The sequence below is a fragment of the Acaryochloris marina MBIC11017 genome (genome assembly GCF_000018105.1).
Lineage (GTDB): Bacteria > Cyanobacteriota > Cyanobacteriia > Thermosynechococcales > Thermosynechococcaceae > Acaryochloris > Acaryochloris marina.
This window is the reverse complement of sequence record NC_009925.1, coordinates 2,880,396-2,895,270: the sequence shown is the minus strand read 5'-3', so window position 1 is coordinate 2,895,270 and position 14,875 is coordinate 2,880,396. Positions and strand designations below refer to the sequence as shown.

15 protein-coding genes are annotated in these 14,875 nt (G+C 50.0%); 11 read left to right on the top strand and 4 right to left on the bottom strand.

What is annotated here, in order from left to right; translation table 11 throughout:
• Window positions 1-39 precede the first annotated feature (39 nt).
• The gene (locus tag AM1_RS12920; RefSeq protein WP_012163295.1) at window positions 40-849 is read right to left on the bottom strand and encodes an HpsJ family protein; all 810 of its coding nucleotides are present in this window, start codon (window positions 847-849) and stop codon (window positions 40-42) included.
• A 113-nt stretch (window positions 850-962) separates the two neighbouring features.
• Here AM1_RS12920 and AM1_RS42170 point away from each other — a divergent pair, with 113 nt between their 5' ends.
• The 5 genes from AM1_RS42170 (at window position 963) to AM1_RS12900 (ending at window position 5,045) form a co-directional block, all read left to right on the top strand.
• Window positions 963-1,130, top strand: coding sequence for a hypothetical protein (locus AM1_RS42170; protein WP_187152937.1), 168 nt, complete (start codon window positions 963-965; stop codon window positions 1,128-1,130).
• Between the two features lie 66 nt (window positions 1,131-1,196).
• Window positions 1,197-2,720 carry an aromatic ring-hydroxylating dioxygenase subunit alpha gene (locus AM1_RS12915; RefSeq protein ID WP_012163293.1) on the top strand — a complete coding sequence of 508 codons (1,524 nt, stop codon included), beginning with the start codon at window positions 1,197-1,199 and terminating at the stop codon, window positions 2,718-2,720.
• A 141-nt stretch (window positions 2,721-2,861) separates the two neighbouring features.
• Complete coding sequence (locus AM1_RS12910) at window positions 2,862-4,055, top strand: Coenzyme F420 hydrogenase/dehydrogenase, beta subunit C-terminal domain (protein ID WP_010475501.1); 1,194 nt, start codon at window positions 2,862-2,864, stop codon at window positions 4,053-4,055.
• Between the two features lie 6 nt (window positions 4,056-4,061).
• Window positions 4,062-4,649 (top strand): DUF3611 family protein, encoded by a 588-nt coding sequence (locus AM1_RS12905; protein WP_010475499.1) that lies wholly within the window; start codon window positions 4,062-4,064, stop codon window positions 4,647-4,649.
• A 3-nt stretch (window positions 4,650-4,652) separates the two neighbouring features.
• Entirely contained in the window at window positions 4,653-5,045 is a 393-nt protein-coding gene (locus AM1_RS12900) for a DUF1823 family protein (protein WP_012163291.1), read from the top strand.
• Window positions 5,046-5,283: 238 nt separating this feature from the next.
• Here the strand turns inward: AM1_RS12900 and AM1_RS12895 are convergent, their stop codons facing one another.
• Both AM1_RS12895 and AM1_RS12890 read right to left on the bottom strand, forming a co-directional pair.
• Window positions 5,284-5,592, bottom strand: a complete 309-nt coding sequence (locus tag AM1_RS12895; protein ID WP_012163290.1) for a hypothetical protein — start codon at window positions 5,590-5,592, stop codon at window positions 5,284-5,286.
• A gap of 131 nt (window positions 5,593-5,723) precedes the next feature.
• The gene (locus AM1_RS12890; protein ID WP_148215737.1) at window positions 5,724-6,635 is read right to left on the bottom strand and encodes a tetratricopeptide repeat protein; all 912 of its coding nucleotides are present in this window, start codon (window positions 6,633-6,635) and stop codon (window positions 5,724-5,726) included.
• Between the two features lie 558 nt (window positions 6,636-7,193).
• On the opposite strand from AM1_RS12890, the gene AM1_RS12885 reads away from it, so the two are divergent.
• The 6 genes from AM1_RS12885 (at window position 7,194) to AM1_RS12860 (ending at window position 14,090) form a co-directional block, all read left to right on the top strand.
• Window positions 7,194-8,324: a beta-ketoacyl-ACP synthase III gene (locus AM1_RS12885; RefSeq protein ID WP_012163288.1), complete on the top strand. Its 1,131-nt coding sequence runs from the start codon at window positions 7,194-7,196 to the stop codon at window positions 8,322-8,324.
• Between the two features lie 4 nt (window positions 8,325-8,328).
• Window positions 8,329-9,030: an iron-containing redox enzyme family protein gene (locus tag AM1_RS12880; protein ID WP_012163287.1), complete on the top strand. Its 702-nt coding sequence runs from the start codon at window positions 8,329-8,331 to the stop codon at window positions 9,028-9,030.
• Window positions 9,030-9,914 carry a DUF6999 family protein gene (locus tag AM1_RS12875; protein ID WP_012163286.1) on the top strand — a complete coding sequence of 295 codons (885 nt, stop codon included), beginning with the start codon at window positions 9,030-9,032 and terminating at the stop codon, window positions 9,912-9,914. The genes AM1_RS12880 and AM1_RS12875 overlap by 1 nt, the downstream gene beginning before the upstream one ends.
• Window positions 9,915-9,967: 53 nt before the next feature.
• The gene (locus AM1_RS12870; protein WP_012163285.1) at window positions 9,968-12,400 is read left to right on the top strand and encodes a serine/threonine-protein kinase; all 2,433 of its coding nucleotides are present in this window, start codon (window positions 9,968-9,970) and stop codon (window positions 12,398-12,400) included.
• Window positions 12,401-12,402: 2 nt separating this feature from the next.
• A complete protein-coding gene (locus AM1_RS12865; RefSeq protein WP_012163284.1) occupies window positions 12,403-13,542 on the top strand; it encodes an anhydro-N-acetylmuramic acid kinase in 1,140 nt (379 codons plus the stop codon).
• 62 nt (window positions 13,543-13,604) lie between these two features.
• Window positions 13,605-14,090, top strand: a complete 486-nt coding sequence (locus AM1_RS12860; protein ID WP_012163283.1) for a hypothetical protein — start codon at window positions 13,605-13,607, stop codon at window positions 14,088-14,090.
• Window positions 14,091-14,097: 7 nt separating this feature from the next.
• Here the strand turns inward: AM1_RS12860 and AM1_RS12855 are convergent, their stop codons facing one another.
• The gene (locus AM1_RS12855) at window positions 14,098-14,874 is read right to left on the bottom strand and encodes an ABC transporter ATP-binding protein (protein WP_012163282.1); all 777 of its coding nucleotides are present in this window, start codon (window positions 14,872-14,874) and stop codon (window positions 14,098-14,100) included.
• Between the last annotated feature and the right edge of the window lies 1 nt (window position 14,875).

Below are 14,875 nucleotides of genomic sequence, written 5' to 3'. Positions count from 1 at the left end.
CATTATCCCCTAAACCTTGCTGGCCGTCTGCTGATGGCCCTAGTTGGAAGAGTCCCGTAGTCCGGTCCAGCCGATACTGGCAAATGCGATCGCAAGTAAGATACTGCGAATTCCGGCCCGCAGACGAGTCAAGGATCGCTCTCCTTCTGCCCGTTTGACCACTTCAGCTTTACGCTTTTCAGCATCTGCTAACTGGCCTGCGACTTGGGTTTGCTGTTGTTGAAGCTGCTTGACCCGAGCATCTACATTTTGTTTCAGTACCTGGGGATCTTTCTTGAGTTGGGTGAGGGCAGCTTTCTGTTGGGGCGGCATCTGGGGATTATTCAGCAGCTGATCGAGCTGGGTGGGGTCTTTACCGATGGCTTGCCATTGCTGCTCTTCGACTTTGACCTGATTGAGTTGCTGATCAATGGTGGCTTTGTTACGCGTCCATTCCGCTTCAACTTGATCCAGGGCTTTCTGAATCACATCTCCGGTTTTGGCATAGTGAAATGGAATAATCAGTAAGAACATCAACCCTAGAAGACTGGCGAAGACAAAGGTCCAGAATTTGGGATCTTGCCAGGCTGCCCGCAGTTCCTTATCGTCTTGAGCATCAGTAACCAGGGGTGGCTTGGTATATAGATGAAACCAGAAGCCCGCATAAATCAGGGATAAACCGATCAAGGGAATGACGCCGCGATCGATTAAGTCATTGAGTAGGGTCAATTGGACTTCGGCATTGCCAAGCTGGGGCGAGGTCAAGCGGACCAGAAAATCTAGAAAGAAGGTCAGGATTAGAATCAGACCCACCAAGGTCAGAACCCGGGATGAGGGCGGCAAGTTAGGGCGGTTCTCAGAGACGGTCATGAGTCACTTTAGGTTGAGGGTGGACAGCGAAATAGAGAATAAGCGAGTCTAAACAAGCCGGAGACAAATCGAGCTCAGTATTCCTCGGATGCTTGTCAAAGCTTCTGGGGATTATGATTCTTATTCTTTGGCCTTTTGTCAAACCGAGGCCTTTCATCTCCATCATCCTGGAGTTAGTGATGGTGAAGCGAGGTCAGCGGTTCCTCGATTTTAAGCGGATCGGTGAGGGGGCAGTGCCAAAATGCATCGGTTTGATGGCGGGGTGGCCTGGAATCGCTTAACCCGTGGAACGTTGAGGATTATATTGGGGAAGATGAACCCTAGCTGCGAGCGCAATTGTTAAGACAGTGACGACTCAAAACCGCTTGTCCCTTGATCCAACCCATGACGCCTCTCAGCAGGTCGAGACCTCATCCCCCATGTCAGACGCTGAAACGTCCCTCGCCACACCTGAACAATTTCAATGGACACAACAATGGTATCCAGTGGCGGTAGTAGAGTTCTTGGCTCCAAAAAGCCCGCATGCCATTCAATTGTTGGGAAAAGAGCTGGTGATTTGGCATGATCAGCAGGGAGAATGGCATTGTTTTGAAGATCGCTGTCCCCATCGCCTTGCACCCCTATCGGAAGGACGAATCGAAGTCGATGGCACCTTAATGTGTGCCTATCATGCCTGGCGATTTGACGGTTCGGGGCAGTGCTTAGATATTCCTCAAAGTCGTGATTTAGAAACGGCTAAACAGAATCGAGCCAACCCGCGCTCCTGTGCAATTTCCTATCCGACTCAGGTGCAGCAAGGGCTCATTTGGGTGTGGCCCGATCCCAGTGAAGACTCCCAGACCCTCAGCCAGGAGCGCTCTCCTCGGATTATCCCGGAGCTAGAAGAGTTGCCCGATCGGGCCATTCAGCTGTTCTGGTATGTGCGCGATCTGCCCTATGGCTGGGATTTTTTTATGGAGAATATTGCGGATCCAGCCCATGTACCGGTGTCGCATCATGGCATTATGGGCAATCGCTATCGAGATGCCAATTATTACGATATGAGTCCGGTACGGGAGGTGTCGACTCAAGAAGGCTTTGCCTTTGATATCACCCCTCTTGCCAATACGATTCTCAGAAAGGCCGTCCATAATTTTCAGCCCCCTTGTCATATGCGGATTGAAACCACCTTTGCCAGGGATGGGCAGATGATTTTGGCGCTCTATGCCAGCCCCACTCGCCCAGGCTGGTGTCGCCATATTGGTTGCCAGGTGTTAATTAAAGATAAGGATGGAAAAACCCCTCCCGGTTTGGGCTTTTTTGCTTGGCCCATGCCAAAATGGCTCGGCCATGTCTTGGCCCCCCTCTTTCTCCATCAAGATTTAGTGTTTCTCCACTATCAGGAAAAGCGCATTGGGCATCAAGAACCGGGAGATTGGCTAGAAACGGTCTATACCCCTAATCCCCAAGACAAGATGGTAATTGCTCTACGGCAGTGGATCAAAACCCGAGCAGGCGGAGGGATTCCGTGGCAATGTGATCCCCAACTGCCACCCCCTCAGCGCGATAAGGAACAGCTCTTTGATATTTGGAACACCCACACTAAAGATTGCCAAGTCTGCCGCGGGGCCTTAAATCGAATTCAGCAGCTGAAAGTCGTCATGTGGATCAGCGCAGTGGTGTGTTTTGGATTGGGGGTGATGCTGGATGCGCGATCGCAAGCCCTATACGCCATCACTCATCCCGATGCTTCTGTACTCTTAATGGCTCCCCCGCCTGAGTTTTGGGAGTTAGTGCTCTGTAGCGTGGTTTTCGCGACGGGGGGCTATTTACTCCAGCGATTTAGCCGCATGTTTTATGTGTACACGTTTGATCATGCCCATAATGATTAGCGGCTCCTAAACGCATCCAGCGAAGGAAAAAAAGGAGGGGGCTTGGGTCGCGGTCCCGAAACTGTTTACAATCGGAATGCGATATCACCATTCAGTTCGGTCTCCTGCCCTTACTTCGCAGGACTGAACCCTAATTTGACTATGACTGCGGTACAACCCCATAAAAAAGCCAAAGCCCTCAAGTCTACGAGTCGCCGACCGGCTAAAGAACTCTGTAGTGAATGTGGTCTGTGCGATACCTACTACATTCACTATGTAAAAGAAGCCTGTGCCTTTTTAAATCAGCAGGTAGCTGAATTAGAAGAAAAAGCCCACGGTCGTAGCCGTGACTTGGATAACGAAGATGATTGGTACTTTGGGGTCAGCAACCAAATGATGACGGCCCGCAAGGTCGATCCCATTCCGGGAGCGCAATGGACAGGCATTGTCAGCACCATCGGTATGGAAATGCTGAAGCAGGGCAAAGTGGACGGCGTTGTCTGTATCCAAAATACCGATGAAGATCGGTTCCAACCCAAGCCGATTATTGCTCGTACTCCAGAAGAGGTGTTGGCAGCTCGGGTGAATAAGCCCACCCTCTCCCCCAATCTCTCGGTATTGGAGCAGATTGAACAGTCGGGCCTGAAGCGTTTGTGTGTGATTGGCGTGGGCTGTCAAACCCAGGCTTTGCGGTCTGTTCAGGACAGCTTAGGACTAGAAAAGCTGTATGTTCTGGGAACCCCTTGTGTAGACAATGTGAATCGAGCCGGGTTACAGACTTTTTTAGAAACCACGAGCCGATCTCCAGATACGGTTGTCCACTACGAATTTATGCAGGATTTCCGCATCCACTTTAAGCATGAAGATGGCTCGATTGAAACGGTGCCGTTCTTTGGCCTGAAGACCAATAAGCTCAAGGATATTTTTGCGCCGTCCTGCATGAGCTGCTTCGACTACACCAATTCCCTGGCGGATCTTGTGGTGGGCTATATGGGGTCGCCCTATGGCTGGCAGTGGCTTGTGGTGCGTAATGAAACGGGGCAAGAAATGCTGGATCTGGTGATGGATCAGCTGGAAACCCAGCCCGTGATTTCCGAAGGCGATCGCCATGCCGCAGTGCAAAATAGTATCCCTGCTTATGATAAAGGGGTGACCTTGCCCATGTGGGCGGCGAAGCTGATGGGCGTGGTGATCGACAAGATTGGTCCCCGAGGTTTAGAATATGCGCGGTTCTCCATTGATTCCCACTTTACCCGGAACTACCTGTATGTGAAGCGCAACTATCCTGATAAGGTAGATGCCCATGTACCTGAGTACGCCAAGCGCATTGTCAGTCAATATGACTTACCGGACTAAATTTGCATGACCCGACCGTCTGACGCTCTATCCCGGTCGCCCAATTTGAAAAATTTGGGTGGTGCATTCCGCATTGTGGGCTGGATCAGTTTCTGGATCAAGGCGGTGTTAGGCATCATCTCGGGCGTAACGGTTCTATTCGCCTTCTTCAGCCGCGCCAGTAATCCGAATCAGGCGGGCAATACGATCAGCGGTTTAGGCCTGTTATTTACGGTGGCAGGCATTTTGCTCTTGGGAGTGAGCGTTTTCTGGAGTTTTCGCTATACCCGCTGGGGACGTCGTTTTTTAGCGCCGTCTAGTGCCAATGCCCCTTCTAAAGCCGCCACCCTAAGATTACTGAAAATGGTCTTGCTTACGGATCTAGTCGGTATTTTAGTAACCGTAATTGGGGGAGAATGGTTTGTGGGGGCGATTATCGGTAAGGCCATTTCTCAAGGGGTGGCGGTATTTAGCCTAAACCCCAATCAACTGGTAGAACCGATTGATCTATTTGTGATTCAAGCCTGTATCAATACGATCGCTGGGCAGTTTGCCGGTGTGGTTGCGTCATTATGGCTGCTTCAGCGCACTACTCAACAGCGCCCAACGGGATGATCTATGTCTGTTTCAGAATCTGATTTACCGGAATTAATAGCAGAAACCTTTTGGGCCATCTTGGACGACAAAATTCCTGATGAAATCGTTAATCAGATGCTCTGGTATCACTTGGGCTATCGCTATGATCCAGCCTCGCAGGCATGGGATGTTTCACAAGTGGATGAAGTCTGGACAGAAACCTACCCAGATCCGCCAGACTTCATTGGCAGTCGTCCTGCCACCATCAAACTCACCCGCTCCATTCCCAAAGAAAACAAACAGCTGCTGAAATCAGAATTAGGCTTTGGGGGGTACACGGTCGATGAGCTTAATCCGCGCCGAACTCGCCGGGCCACTGCCGTGAACTGGTTTTTGAATTACCTAAAGCAATCCGCAGCCTCAAATACTGGGTGAGTAGCGGTGTTCCTACCTATAGAGAGGAAGATTTTGGTGAGATCTCAAGAGAGGGTCACTGATTCAGAAGAATAAAGCCTACTACCAAGACAGGTCTCTCAGTAGTAGGGGGCAAATGAAGATGGATTCAGTGACTTTCCAGGGGAAAATCACTTGCACTTCAACATGGGCCGTTTGCTTATAGCAATCGACCCTGCGTCGTGGGGTGTATCAACTGGTCATCCTCAATATGATGGGACTAATTCAAAATATGGGCTGCACCATTGGGACCACGGGTGATAATTTTAGGAGGTTCTGAAGACTGGGTCGTAGTGTCGCGTCCTGATTCAGTCTGGGTAATAGGGGCTGTATCATTCAGACTCTGGGTTGCTCCTGAGGAACCTTGAGCGTTCGCAGGGACAGGGCTGTTGTCTATGTTGACCGGGTGGGCGGCAAAATTGGGACCACGGGTGAGGGTAGTTTCAGCCAGGGTAGGTGATGTAAATCCGATGCTGTGGAGCGTCAGGCTGGTTAAGAGCGATAAAGCAGTTCGAGTCGTGCGTTTCATGTTTGTTATCCAACTTCATTGACTCCAATGTAAGAGAGGTACCTGAAGCTGGAATGATGACTATCTGGGTAAAGTCATCGGATTGACTGAATCGTCCATGAACGTTTTATAAGAATCCTGAGAACTGAGACTTACATCGAAATCAGCTTTTGAAAAGTGGGGTGTTGATGCAAAACCTGTAAGTCGGGATCCGTACTCGCCAATTCACGGATGGCGTCTGGATTGAGGTGTATGGCTTGTTCAAGACTGGATATGGCTTGATCTAACTGTTGACAATGGGCATGGCAGCAGGCTTGGTTGTACCAAACTTGATCATCCTTGGCATTGAGTTTGATCGCTTGATCATGGGCGGTAATGGCGTCTTTATATTGCTGAAGTTGGAGGAGTGCTAATCCCTTGGCAGCCCATACTTCAGAACCTTTGGTGTCTATTGATAGGGCCTTATCAAAGGATTTTAGAGCTTGGGTATAGTTGTGACATTGATTAAAGGCTAAGCCGCGTCGGAACCAGGCTTGGTGAAGGGTGGCATCTAGATTGAGGGCTTGATCGTAACTTGCGATCGCATCTTCGAACTGCCCTAACCAAGACAAGGCAATCCCCCGGTCGTACCAAATCAAAGCCCGTTCAGGATCCTTCTTTAGCGCTTCCTCGTAACTATCAATGGCTTCTTCATAGCGATCGAGCTGAGCGAGTAAGGTGCCGTAGAAATACCAATCTTGAGAGGGGACGCTACTAAAATGAAGCGCTTGTTCATAGCTACTCACCGCTTCTTCATAGAGACCCAATTGACAAAAGGCTAAAGACCGATTGTGCCAACTATCTAAATGGTTAGGACGATGGGCCAAAGCCTTATCGAAGCTACGAATGGCTTCTTGATACCGCTTCAGTTCAACTTGGACGCACCCTCGCCCAAACCAAACATCGTTATTATCTGTTCCATGGGCGATCGCCTGATCATACTCAGCTAAACGCGCTTCTAGGCTTTCAGAAGGTGTGGCATGGTTAGGCGGCTGAGGTTGACGAAATAATCTTTGAAAAAACACCACTGTAAAACTTACATCTCGAAAGAGGACGTGACTCTATTGCTGAAAAAAGCGATGGCCTACTGCAACTTAATGCAGGCTCCCCCGACCGCTGAGACCGCAAGCTAAACTTGCTACTTGTGTGCTAGGACACGACTAGGACAAACCATTGTTGGCGATAGCCTGGATATCAAATCTCCATCAACACCGATGACTGTAGTGTGCCCATTTCGATGCCAAACTTATAGGTCTCAATCGGTAAATCTATTAACAAATATGGATTTGGCCGTTTATCAGAGGAATTAATCGAATGCCCGTGTTTCACCATCTTTTGACAATACAACAGCCTGTGAAGCTACAAATGTAGCGAGCCGAACCAATGACTTGCCTCAAGTCTGGTAAAGGCATGGATAGAGGGTTGTGATTTCCTTTCTGAAAACCAATATAAGACGGGAAATTAATGTAGTCCACTCTTTAGCGCGAGTCAACCCGAGACGAGCTATGATTCAGCAGTAGATGCTGCGACAGCATCGAGTATAAACCAGCCAACCATTACTGCCCTCTGAGTTAGCTTTGCCTATGTCTCCCGGTCAAGCGGTTTTTATCACTGGAGTCGGCAAATTTTTGCCCGGAGAGCCCGTTGCTAATCAGGATATGGCGGCGTATATCGGCAGTATTAGCAAACGTAGCTCTACCCTAGGATCTGCCATCCTACGAAAAAATGGGATTAAGCATCGCTTCTATGCTCTCGATACGGAAGGGGGCTATCGATATACCAACGCATCGATGGCAGCCCATGCCATCCACGATGCCCTCAAGCAAGCTCGCTGTCAGCCTGAACAGGTAGATTTACTGGCCACTAGTACGACCCAAGGGGATTATCTGGTGCCAGGTTTTGCCAGTGCAGTCCATGGTGAATTGGGCATTCCCCCCTTAGCCATTTTTTCGTTTCAGAGTGTTTGTGCTAGCAGCCTGATGGCGGTTAAAAATGCCTGGCTCAACGTCAAAGTGGGTGAGTCTCAGCTCGCCGTCGCCAGTGGCAGCGAATTTGCCAGCCGTTGGTTTCGCCCTTCGGTTTATCGGCCTTTTTATGACGAAGCGGCTAGACCGGATCCGCAAATTGAATTTTTGCGGTGGACCCTGTCTGATGGGGCAGGAGCCTTGGTGCTAGAGCCCGGCCCTAAACCTGATGGCGTCTCTTTGCGGGTTGATTGGATTCAATTTAAGTCCTTTGCCGATCGATTTCCGCCCTGTATGTATGCAGGGGCCAAAAGCAATACTGGGGCTGATGACCAGGGATGGGGATTATATGAGTCTCCTCAGGCTGCCTATGAAGCCGGTGCCATCGCCCTCAAGCAAGACTTTGAGATTCTCTATGCCATGTTCCCCGTGTGGGTGGGCTACTATCTGGAGCTGCTAGAAAAGTACGATCTCGATCCCAACGCCATTGATTATTTTTTACCTCACTACTCTTCCCACTCTTTGGGCGAGGAAATGAAGCGGCTGCTGCGCCGCACAGGAGCCATGATCGTGGAAGAGAGATGGTGCAATAACCTAGAGCGCTATGGTAATACCGGGACGGCCTCCATCTTTATCATGCTAGAGGAGCTGGTCCAAAAACATCCATTGCAGCCCGGACAGCGGATCCTTTGTTTTGTGCCCGAAAGTGGGCGCTGTATTGCCGCCTTTATGCATTTAACTGTGGTGTAATTCCATGCAAACTCAACCCCGACTCCATAGCAACGTTACCCAGGCCCAGCGGGTGCTGCGCCAGCTCACCATGGTGTGGGCCGATTTTGAGAGTCGGTTATTGAAGGTGCCGATTGTTGCTCGGGCGATGCAGCAGCAGCTGCGATTGGCGGACTATCTCACCCTAATTAGCGATCATTACCAGCAAGTGGTGGAAGGGAGTGGTTGGATTAGTCGAGCAGCCTCTTCAATTACAGCTCCTTACTTAGATCAGCGCTCTATCTTTATCCGCCATGCGGCCACGGAACATCTCGACTATCAAATGTTGGAGAAAAGCTATCTGGCTTCTGGGGGACAAAAAGAGGCGTTGATCAGTGCCCGTAAAAATATTGGCTCGGAAGCGTTGTCGGCCTGGATGTATCAGCGAGCCTCGCAGCCTAACCCCTTTGATCTACTGGGAGCCATGTTTATTATCGAAGGCTTAGGTAAACGGTTTGCCCAAACTTTTGCCAATGCCTTAGACGAGAACCCTCTAATCACGGATCCCGATCAGCTTGAGTTCTATCGCTACCATGCGGTCCATGATGAAGATCATCTTCAGGAACTGGAAGACCTGCTGTCTAGCTCAATTTTGGATATAACAGGAATGGATGAGTCGATTGTCCGCACTGCCAAAGTTACGGCTCGGCTATACCTCCTACAGCTAGAAGAACTAGGACAGTATTGATGAGTTGGCAGACTGAGTTTGATCAACAAATCGTTAATATTAAAGACCCCAATCCTTGGTTGGCCCTTTATATAGATGCGAGTCTGCCCCTCCATGATGAATCTAAACGAGCGCTACTGAGGGGGCATAATAGCCGCTCACGCCGGATCTTTTTGCCCTTGGTTCGCCCTTTTGCAAAGTTGATGATTGTGGTGGTGAAGCTGCTGCGGATTGTGATTCCCGAATGGTTAAGCTCGTCGAGGCTGCTGCATCAGCTAATCTATTGGGGATTGAAGTATTTTGTGACCCCCGATAGCAACTATCTGATTTTGCGGCACTTTGTGATTGGGACGGAGATTCTGAAATTTATTGCGGATAATGCTGGGGTTGAAATCACGTCTACCCAATCCTTACGTCCCACCTGCCTAGAAGATTTAAAGGATAATACCTTCCTGATTCATGACTTGAATATTTACAACTTTATTATTGAGCTGAATCAAAAGCTGAAGGCGGAGAATCGAATCCTGGAAGCACCACAACGGCTCAACTTTGACGCAATTACGGATGGAGAGTTTGAGATCAATCCTGGACGCCAGGGATGGCTGAATTTTGTGGATTTACAGTCTGCTATTGAGGTGTATACGCCAGTTTATGCCTTATTTCTGTCGGATCATGATTTCTGGCGGGCCACCAATTCATTGCAGTTAGATGAAACCATTGCCATTTACATCAGCAAATTGTTACAAGATCCCCTGGCCTTGGGGTTAGTGAACAACCGCCATCCCTGTATCCCGCTGATCACCCTCCATGCTGGCTTTCGGCTGATGCTTCACGGTATGGATGCTGAAATTTTGCATGGCTATTTACGGCAACAAAAGCGAATGCAGGTTACCCTAGCGGCATGAGGATTCAGGGTTTGTCTTGCTTGTTGAAGGGAATACAGCGCATCACAGAATAAATGGTAGGACTTGTTAATGGCCGATATCAGATTCTCAAAGCTTTAAATGAGGGTGGATTCGGTAAAACCTTCTTAGCTGAAGATGTGCAGATGCCATCCCGGCGATTTTGTGTGATTAAACAGCTCAAACCTGTACTCAACAATGATCGGGTGCAGAAAATTGTGCTGGAACGATTTCAGCGGGAAGCGGCCATCTTAGAACGGATTGGTCAAGGGCATCCGCAAATTCCTGATCTATTTGCTTACTTTGAAGAAGAGGGGCAGTTCAATTTGGTGCAGGAATGGATTGAAGGCCAGACCCTCACCGAAATTGTCACGGCCCAAGGTTCCCTGAATGAAGCAGAGGTGATCAAACTGCTTTATCAGATTTTGAATGTGCTCAATTACATTCATGGTCATAACATTATTCATCGCGATATTAAACCCGACAATATTATTGTTCGTAATGCTGACCAGCAGCCGTGTCTGATTGACTTTGGGGCCGTTAAGGAAGTAATGGCGACCCAAATAAATGCCCAGGGCCAGCCCAGCCGCTCGATTGTGATTGGTACCCTCGGTTTTATGCCCCGAGAGCAGGCAGCGGGGCGACCAACGTTTGCCAGCGATCTATATAGTTTGGGGTTAACGGCGATTTATTTACTGACGGGCAAGTTTCCCGATCAGTTTGAGACCGATAGTGCCACGGGGCGTTTGCAGTGGAAACAAGATTGTGAACATCTAAGCACTCCCTTTCGAAGCTTGCTCGATCAACTGGTTAAGCCCCACCCGAAGCACCGATTTGCCACAGTCGCAGCCATGCGAACAGCATTACAGTCTGTGGCCCAAGCCAGTACGGTATTGTCCCATCCCTCGGCGGAAGATGAGGTTGCACCTGCCAGTTCTGAGCCTGCTTCCACGGAATCGGGACTATCAACTGCCCGCCAGCCTACATCTAAGATCCAGAAGCCTAAGTGGCAGTGGATTGGTTTAGGAGTAGGGGGAGCTGCGATCGCATCTGCAAGTCTCTTTTTTCTCTTTCGTCCCCAATGGCATTATTTTTGGGGACAGCAGGCAGCCCAATCCGGCAACTGGCAGTCGGCCACTGAAAATTTTGAACAGGCGTTAGAACTCAAAGCGGACTATACGGAAGCGGCTCTGAAGTTGGGTGAAACCTATGCCGAAATTGGCAAATATCCGGAAGCCATTGCCCAGTTTGATACGTTGTTAAAACAGCAGCCGAAAACGGCAGCAGCCTTTCGCGAGCGAGGTGAAATTCGCTTTGCTACTGGAGGATATCAAGCTGCGATCTCAGATTATAACGAAGCCCTAACCCTTGACCCTAAAGATGCGGAAACCTATAACCATCGGGGAGATGCCCAGGTGGAGCTGGGTAAGTATGAAGCGGCCATTGCTGATTATCGCAAGGCAATCCGGTTGCAGCCCAACCAGGCCCAAGGCTATCTCAATTTAGGCTCTGTATTTTTTGTCCAGGGGAAGCTAGAAGCGGCGGTCAAAGAGCTAGATAAGGCCATCCAAGCCGAGTCGAATCATTTATCAGCCCACGTCAATCGGGGTAGCTATCGCTCGGTTCTAGGAGACCCAGAGGGGGCAGAACAAGACTGGGAAAAGGCCCTGAAACTGCCCGTACGCACGGCGAAAGACTATGCGAGTCGGGGCTATGCCAAATCTAGACTGGACCGAAAACAAGATGCGATCGCAGATTATAACCAGGCGTTGACCATTAACCCCCAACTTACCCGTGCCCATACCAATCTGGGTGGAGTTTTCTATGAGCAGGGGGAAATCGAGCAGGCCCGTCAATCCTTTGACCAGGCGCTCCAGATTAATCCCAACTCGACCAGTGCCTATCTGCTTAGGGGGGAACTGCGGGCTTATCAAGGCCAGCAGGCGGACTTTGAAGGGGCGCTTCAAGATTATGATCGCGCCATCGCCATTAACCCTAAGGATCCCTTTGTCCTCAACAATCGCTGTGGGGCCTTATTTTCCCTGAATGAACTGCAGCGTGCCCTGGCAGACTGCAACAAAGGCCTGGAGATTAATCCTAGCAGTGCTGCTTTGTATACGGTGCGCGGCAATATTTATTTGCGGTTGAAGCAGTATGAAAAAGCGATCCAAGATTATGGACGCACGATTCAAATTAATGACACCCGCAAGAGTGAGGTGCGCAGTCAAGCGGCCTATTCTAACCGTGCTAGCGCTAGAATCCAGCTCAAAGATTTGGATGGAGCCTTACAAGATCTCAATGATGCCCTGCGGATTAAGCCAGATGCGGCTGAAGATTACTATAAACGGGGCTTACTCTATTCCGTGCAAAATAAGCGACAAGACGCCATTACTGATCTAAAGAAAGCGGCTGATCTGTATGCCAAGCAGGGTCGCACCGATGACTACAACAACGTACTTAGTGTTTTACGTTCTTTGGGAGAAGGATAACCATGCATGTGATTGGCTTGATGAGCGGCACCTCCGTGGATGGGATTGATGCCGCCCTCGTAGAGATTTCTGGCCGAGAACTGGATTTACAGGTTGATCTGATTGCCGCTCAGACCTATCCCTATCCCGATGCCCTCCGAAATCAAATTCTCGCGGTCTGTCGGGGAGAGCCCCTCAGTATTGAGGCATTGGCAGGATTGGATGATGCGATTGCCATGCAATTTGCCCAAGCGGCCCAGTCGATTCAGGCTGAGGCCACGCTGACTGCTGAACTGATTGGCTCCCACGGTCAAACGGTGTTTCATCGTCCTCCCCAGGGAAACCTAGGCTATACCCTCCAAATCGGACGTGGTGCTGTGATTGCCCACCAAACAGGCATCAACACTGTCAGCAATTTCCGGGTTGCCGATATGGCAGCCGGGGGTCAGGGCGCTCCCTTGGTCTCCAAACTCGATATCTGTTTACTCAGCCATCCTGAGTTCTACCGCTGTGTGCAAAATATTGGCGGGATTGGCAATGTTACCTACCTGCCGCCGTTAACCGATGCCAGCCAACTGGGGATGGGCGTTAAAGGTTGGGACACTGGCCCAGGCAATGTCTTAATGGATTTGGCCGTGGCGCACTTTTCTAAGGGCGAACTCACCTACGATGCCGACGGAGCCTGGGCGGCTCAGGGAAATCCTTGTCAGCCTTTAATCGAGGAATGGCTGAGGCATCCTTTCTTTCAAGCGCCACCCCCTAAGTCCACAGGACGAGAATTATTTAGTCCCGATTATTTACAGACTTGTTTGCAAACGGCAGCGTCTTATCAGCTCAGTCCGGCGGATATGCTGGCGACGCTGACGGATTTTACCGCAGCCACCATTGTCTATAACTATGACCAGTTTTTACCACATCCTCCTGATCAAGTGGTTCTCTGTGGAGGTGGGAGTCGCAATGGTTATTTACGGCAGTGTTTGCAGCAGCGCTTAGGCGGTAGCACTGTGTTAACGACGGATGATGTGGGGTTGAATTCTGATGCGAAGGAAGCGATCGCATTTGCCGTATTGGCCTATTGGCAACAGCTGCAAATCCCTGGCAACGTACCGGCGGTGACCGGAGCATCAGGCCCGATTCTCCTGGGAGAATTGCACCTTGTCTGATCCAGAGGCTTGGCCCAGTGGGCATCCTAAGGAAAGAACAAGGACTCACCAACATTAACAAAATGCCAGAGAATAGGGGCACTGCGACCCACACATTTTTATTGGATGCGGGCCGATGGACTTTTAAAGGGACTTGGATGGAACGGAATCAAGACCCTGTTGCTATCCATGGCCGCACTCTAGTGGCGTGGAACTGTGACAGCTGGTTTACCATGGCAACCAAGCTGTTGTTCCCGGAAGAGTCTGCTATTGCTCGTCAAGGCACCCCAGAAATTATCATGCAGTATCGCGGTCGTTTAGGCAGTAACGACCAGCGGTATACCTATGTCCTTAAACATAGCCAACTCGGCCAAGTCGAAGGCGAAGGCTGGATCGGTCCTGAATCGATTGTGCAGCGATTTTGGGTTTTGGGCGATCGGGAACGCCGCAGTGGTTTTGAAACCATTCATCGCATTGCTGATAATATCTACCGCTTGTCGAGCGGCATGATGAGCGACCACTATCTGCTTAATACTATGGAAGCGACTTTAGAACGGCAACCTGGGTAGCTGAACCTCAGTCTATCACTGGATCTAAGGCAGATTTCTCCCGTAACAGATCCATAATTTCATCGCGATAGTCTTGAAAGAGAGCCTGACGCTTGATCGTATACGTCCGTTCTGCAGGTAGGTTAATAAACACCTCCCGTTGAACCGAACCTGGGCGAGCGGTGAGAACATAAATGCGCTGCGACAGGAAAATGGCTTCTTCCACATCATGGGTGATCATTAAAATGGTCGTCCCTGTCCGTCGCCATAGATCCAGTAAAAATTCCTGCATGGTCTCTTTGGTTTGCACATCTAAGGCCCCAAACGGTTCATCCATCAGTAAAATTTTGGGTTGACAGGCTAAGGAACGTGCGATGGCGACTCGTTGCTGCATTCCACCCGAAAGTTCACGGGGTAAGGCTCGGGCAAAATTAGTGAGACCCACGACCTCCAAATAATAGGCTACCCGCTGCTGGCGCTCTGATTTAGGCAGTTTTTGCAGCTTCAGGCCAAAAGCCACATTCTCAGCCACAGTCATCCAGGGATAAAGGGTATAGCGTTGGAACACCATACCGCGGTCATTACCCGGACCAATCACCCGGAGACCATCTACCGTAATTAAGCCGGAGGTCGGCGTGTCCAAACCGGCCACTAGACGGAGTAGTGTCGATTTACCTGAACCTGAGGCACCGACAACACAGACAAACTCCCCCGCTTCCACATGCAGATTAATGTCTTCAAGAACTGAAAGCTGCCCTTGGCGAACCGCAAAGCTTTTATACAAATGGATGGTTTCTAAATGCATT

Bases quoted from the DNA above. Each gene is read 5' to 3' on its own strand.
- AM1_RS12920 (WP_012163295.1), bottom strand. From the start codon at position 849: ATGACCGTCTCTGAGAACCGCCCTAACTTGCCGCCCTCATCCCGGGTT.
- AM1_RS42170 (WP_187152937.1), top strand. From the start codon at position 963: ATGATTCTTATTCTTTGGCCTTTTGTCAAACCGAGGCCTTTCATCTCC.
- AM1_RS12910 (WP_010475501.1), top strand. From the start codon at position 2,862: ATGACTGCGGTACAACCCCATAAAAAAGCCAAAGCCCTCAAGTCTACG.
- AM1_RS12905 (WP_010475499.1), top strand. From the start codon at position 4,062: ATGACCCGACCGTCTGACGCTCTATCCCGGTCGCCCAATTTGAAAAAT.
- AM1_RS12900 (WP_012163291.1), top strand. From the start codon at position 4,653: ATGTCTGTTTCAGAATCTGATTTACCGGAATTAATAGCAGAAACCTTT.
- AM1_RS12895 (WP_012163290.1), bottom strand. From the start codon at position 5,592: ATGAAACGCACGACTCGAACTGCTTTATCGCTCTTAACCAGCCTGACG.
- AM1_RS12885 (WP_012163288.1), top strand. From the start codon at position 7,194: ATGTCTCCCGGTCAAGCGGTTTTTATCACTGGAGTCGGCAAATTTTTG.
- AM1_RS12880 (WP_012163287.1), top strand. From the start codon at position 8,329: ATGCAAACTCAACCCCGACTCCATAGCAACGTTACCCAGGCCCAGCGG.
- AM1_RS12875 (WP_012163286.1), top strand. From the start codon at position 9,030: ATGAGTTGGCAGACTGAGTTTGATCAACAAATCGTTAATATTAAAGAC.
- AM1_RS12870 (WP_012163285.1), top strand. From the start codon at position 9,968: ATGGTAGGACTTGTTAATGGCCGATATCAGATTCTCAAAGCTTTAAAT.
- AM1_RS12865 (WP_012163284.1), top strand. From the start codon at position 12,403: ATGCATGTGATTGGCTTGATGAGCGGCACCTCCGTGGATGGGATTGAT.
- AM1_RS12860 (WP_012163283.1), top strand. From the start codon at position 13,605: ATGCCAGAGAATAGGGGCACTGCGACCCACACATTTTTATTGGATGCG.
- AM1_RS12855 (WP_012163282.1), bottom strand. From the start codon at position 14,874: ATGCATTTAGAAACCATCCATTTGTATAAAAGCTTTGCGGTTCGCCAA.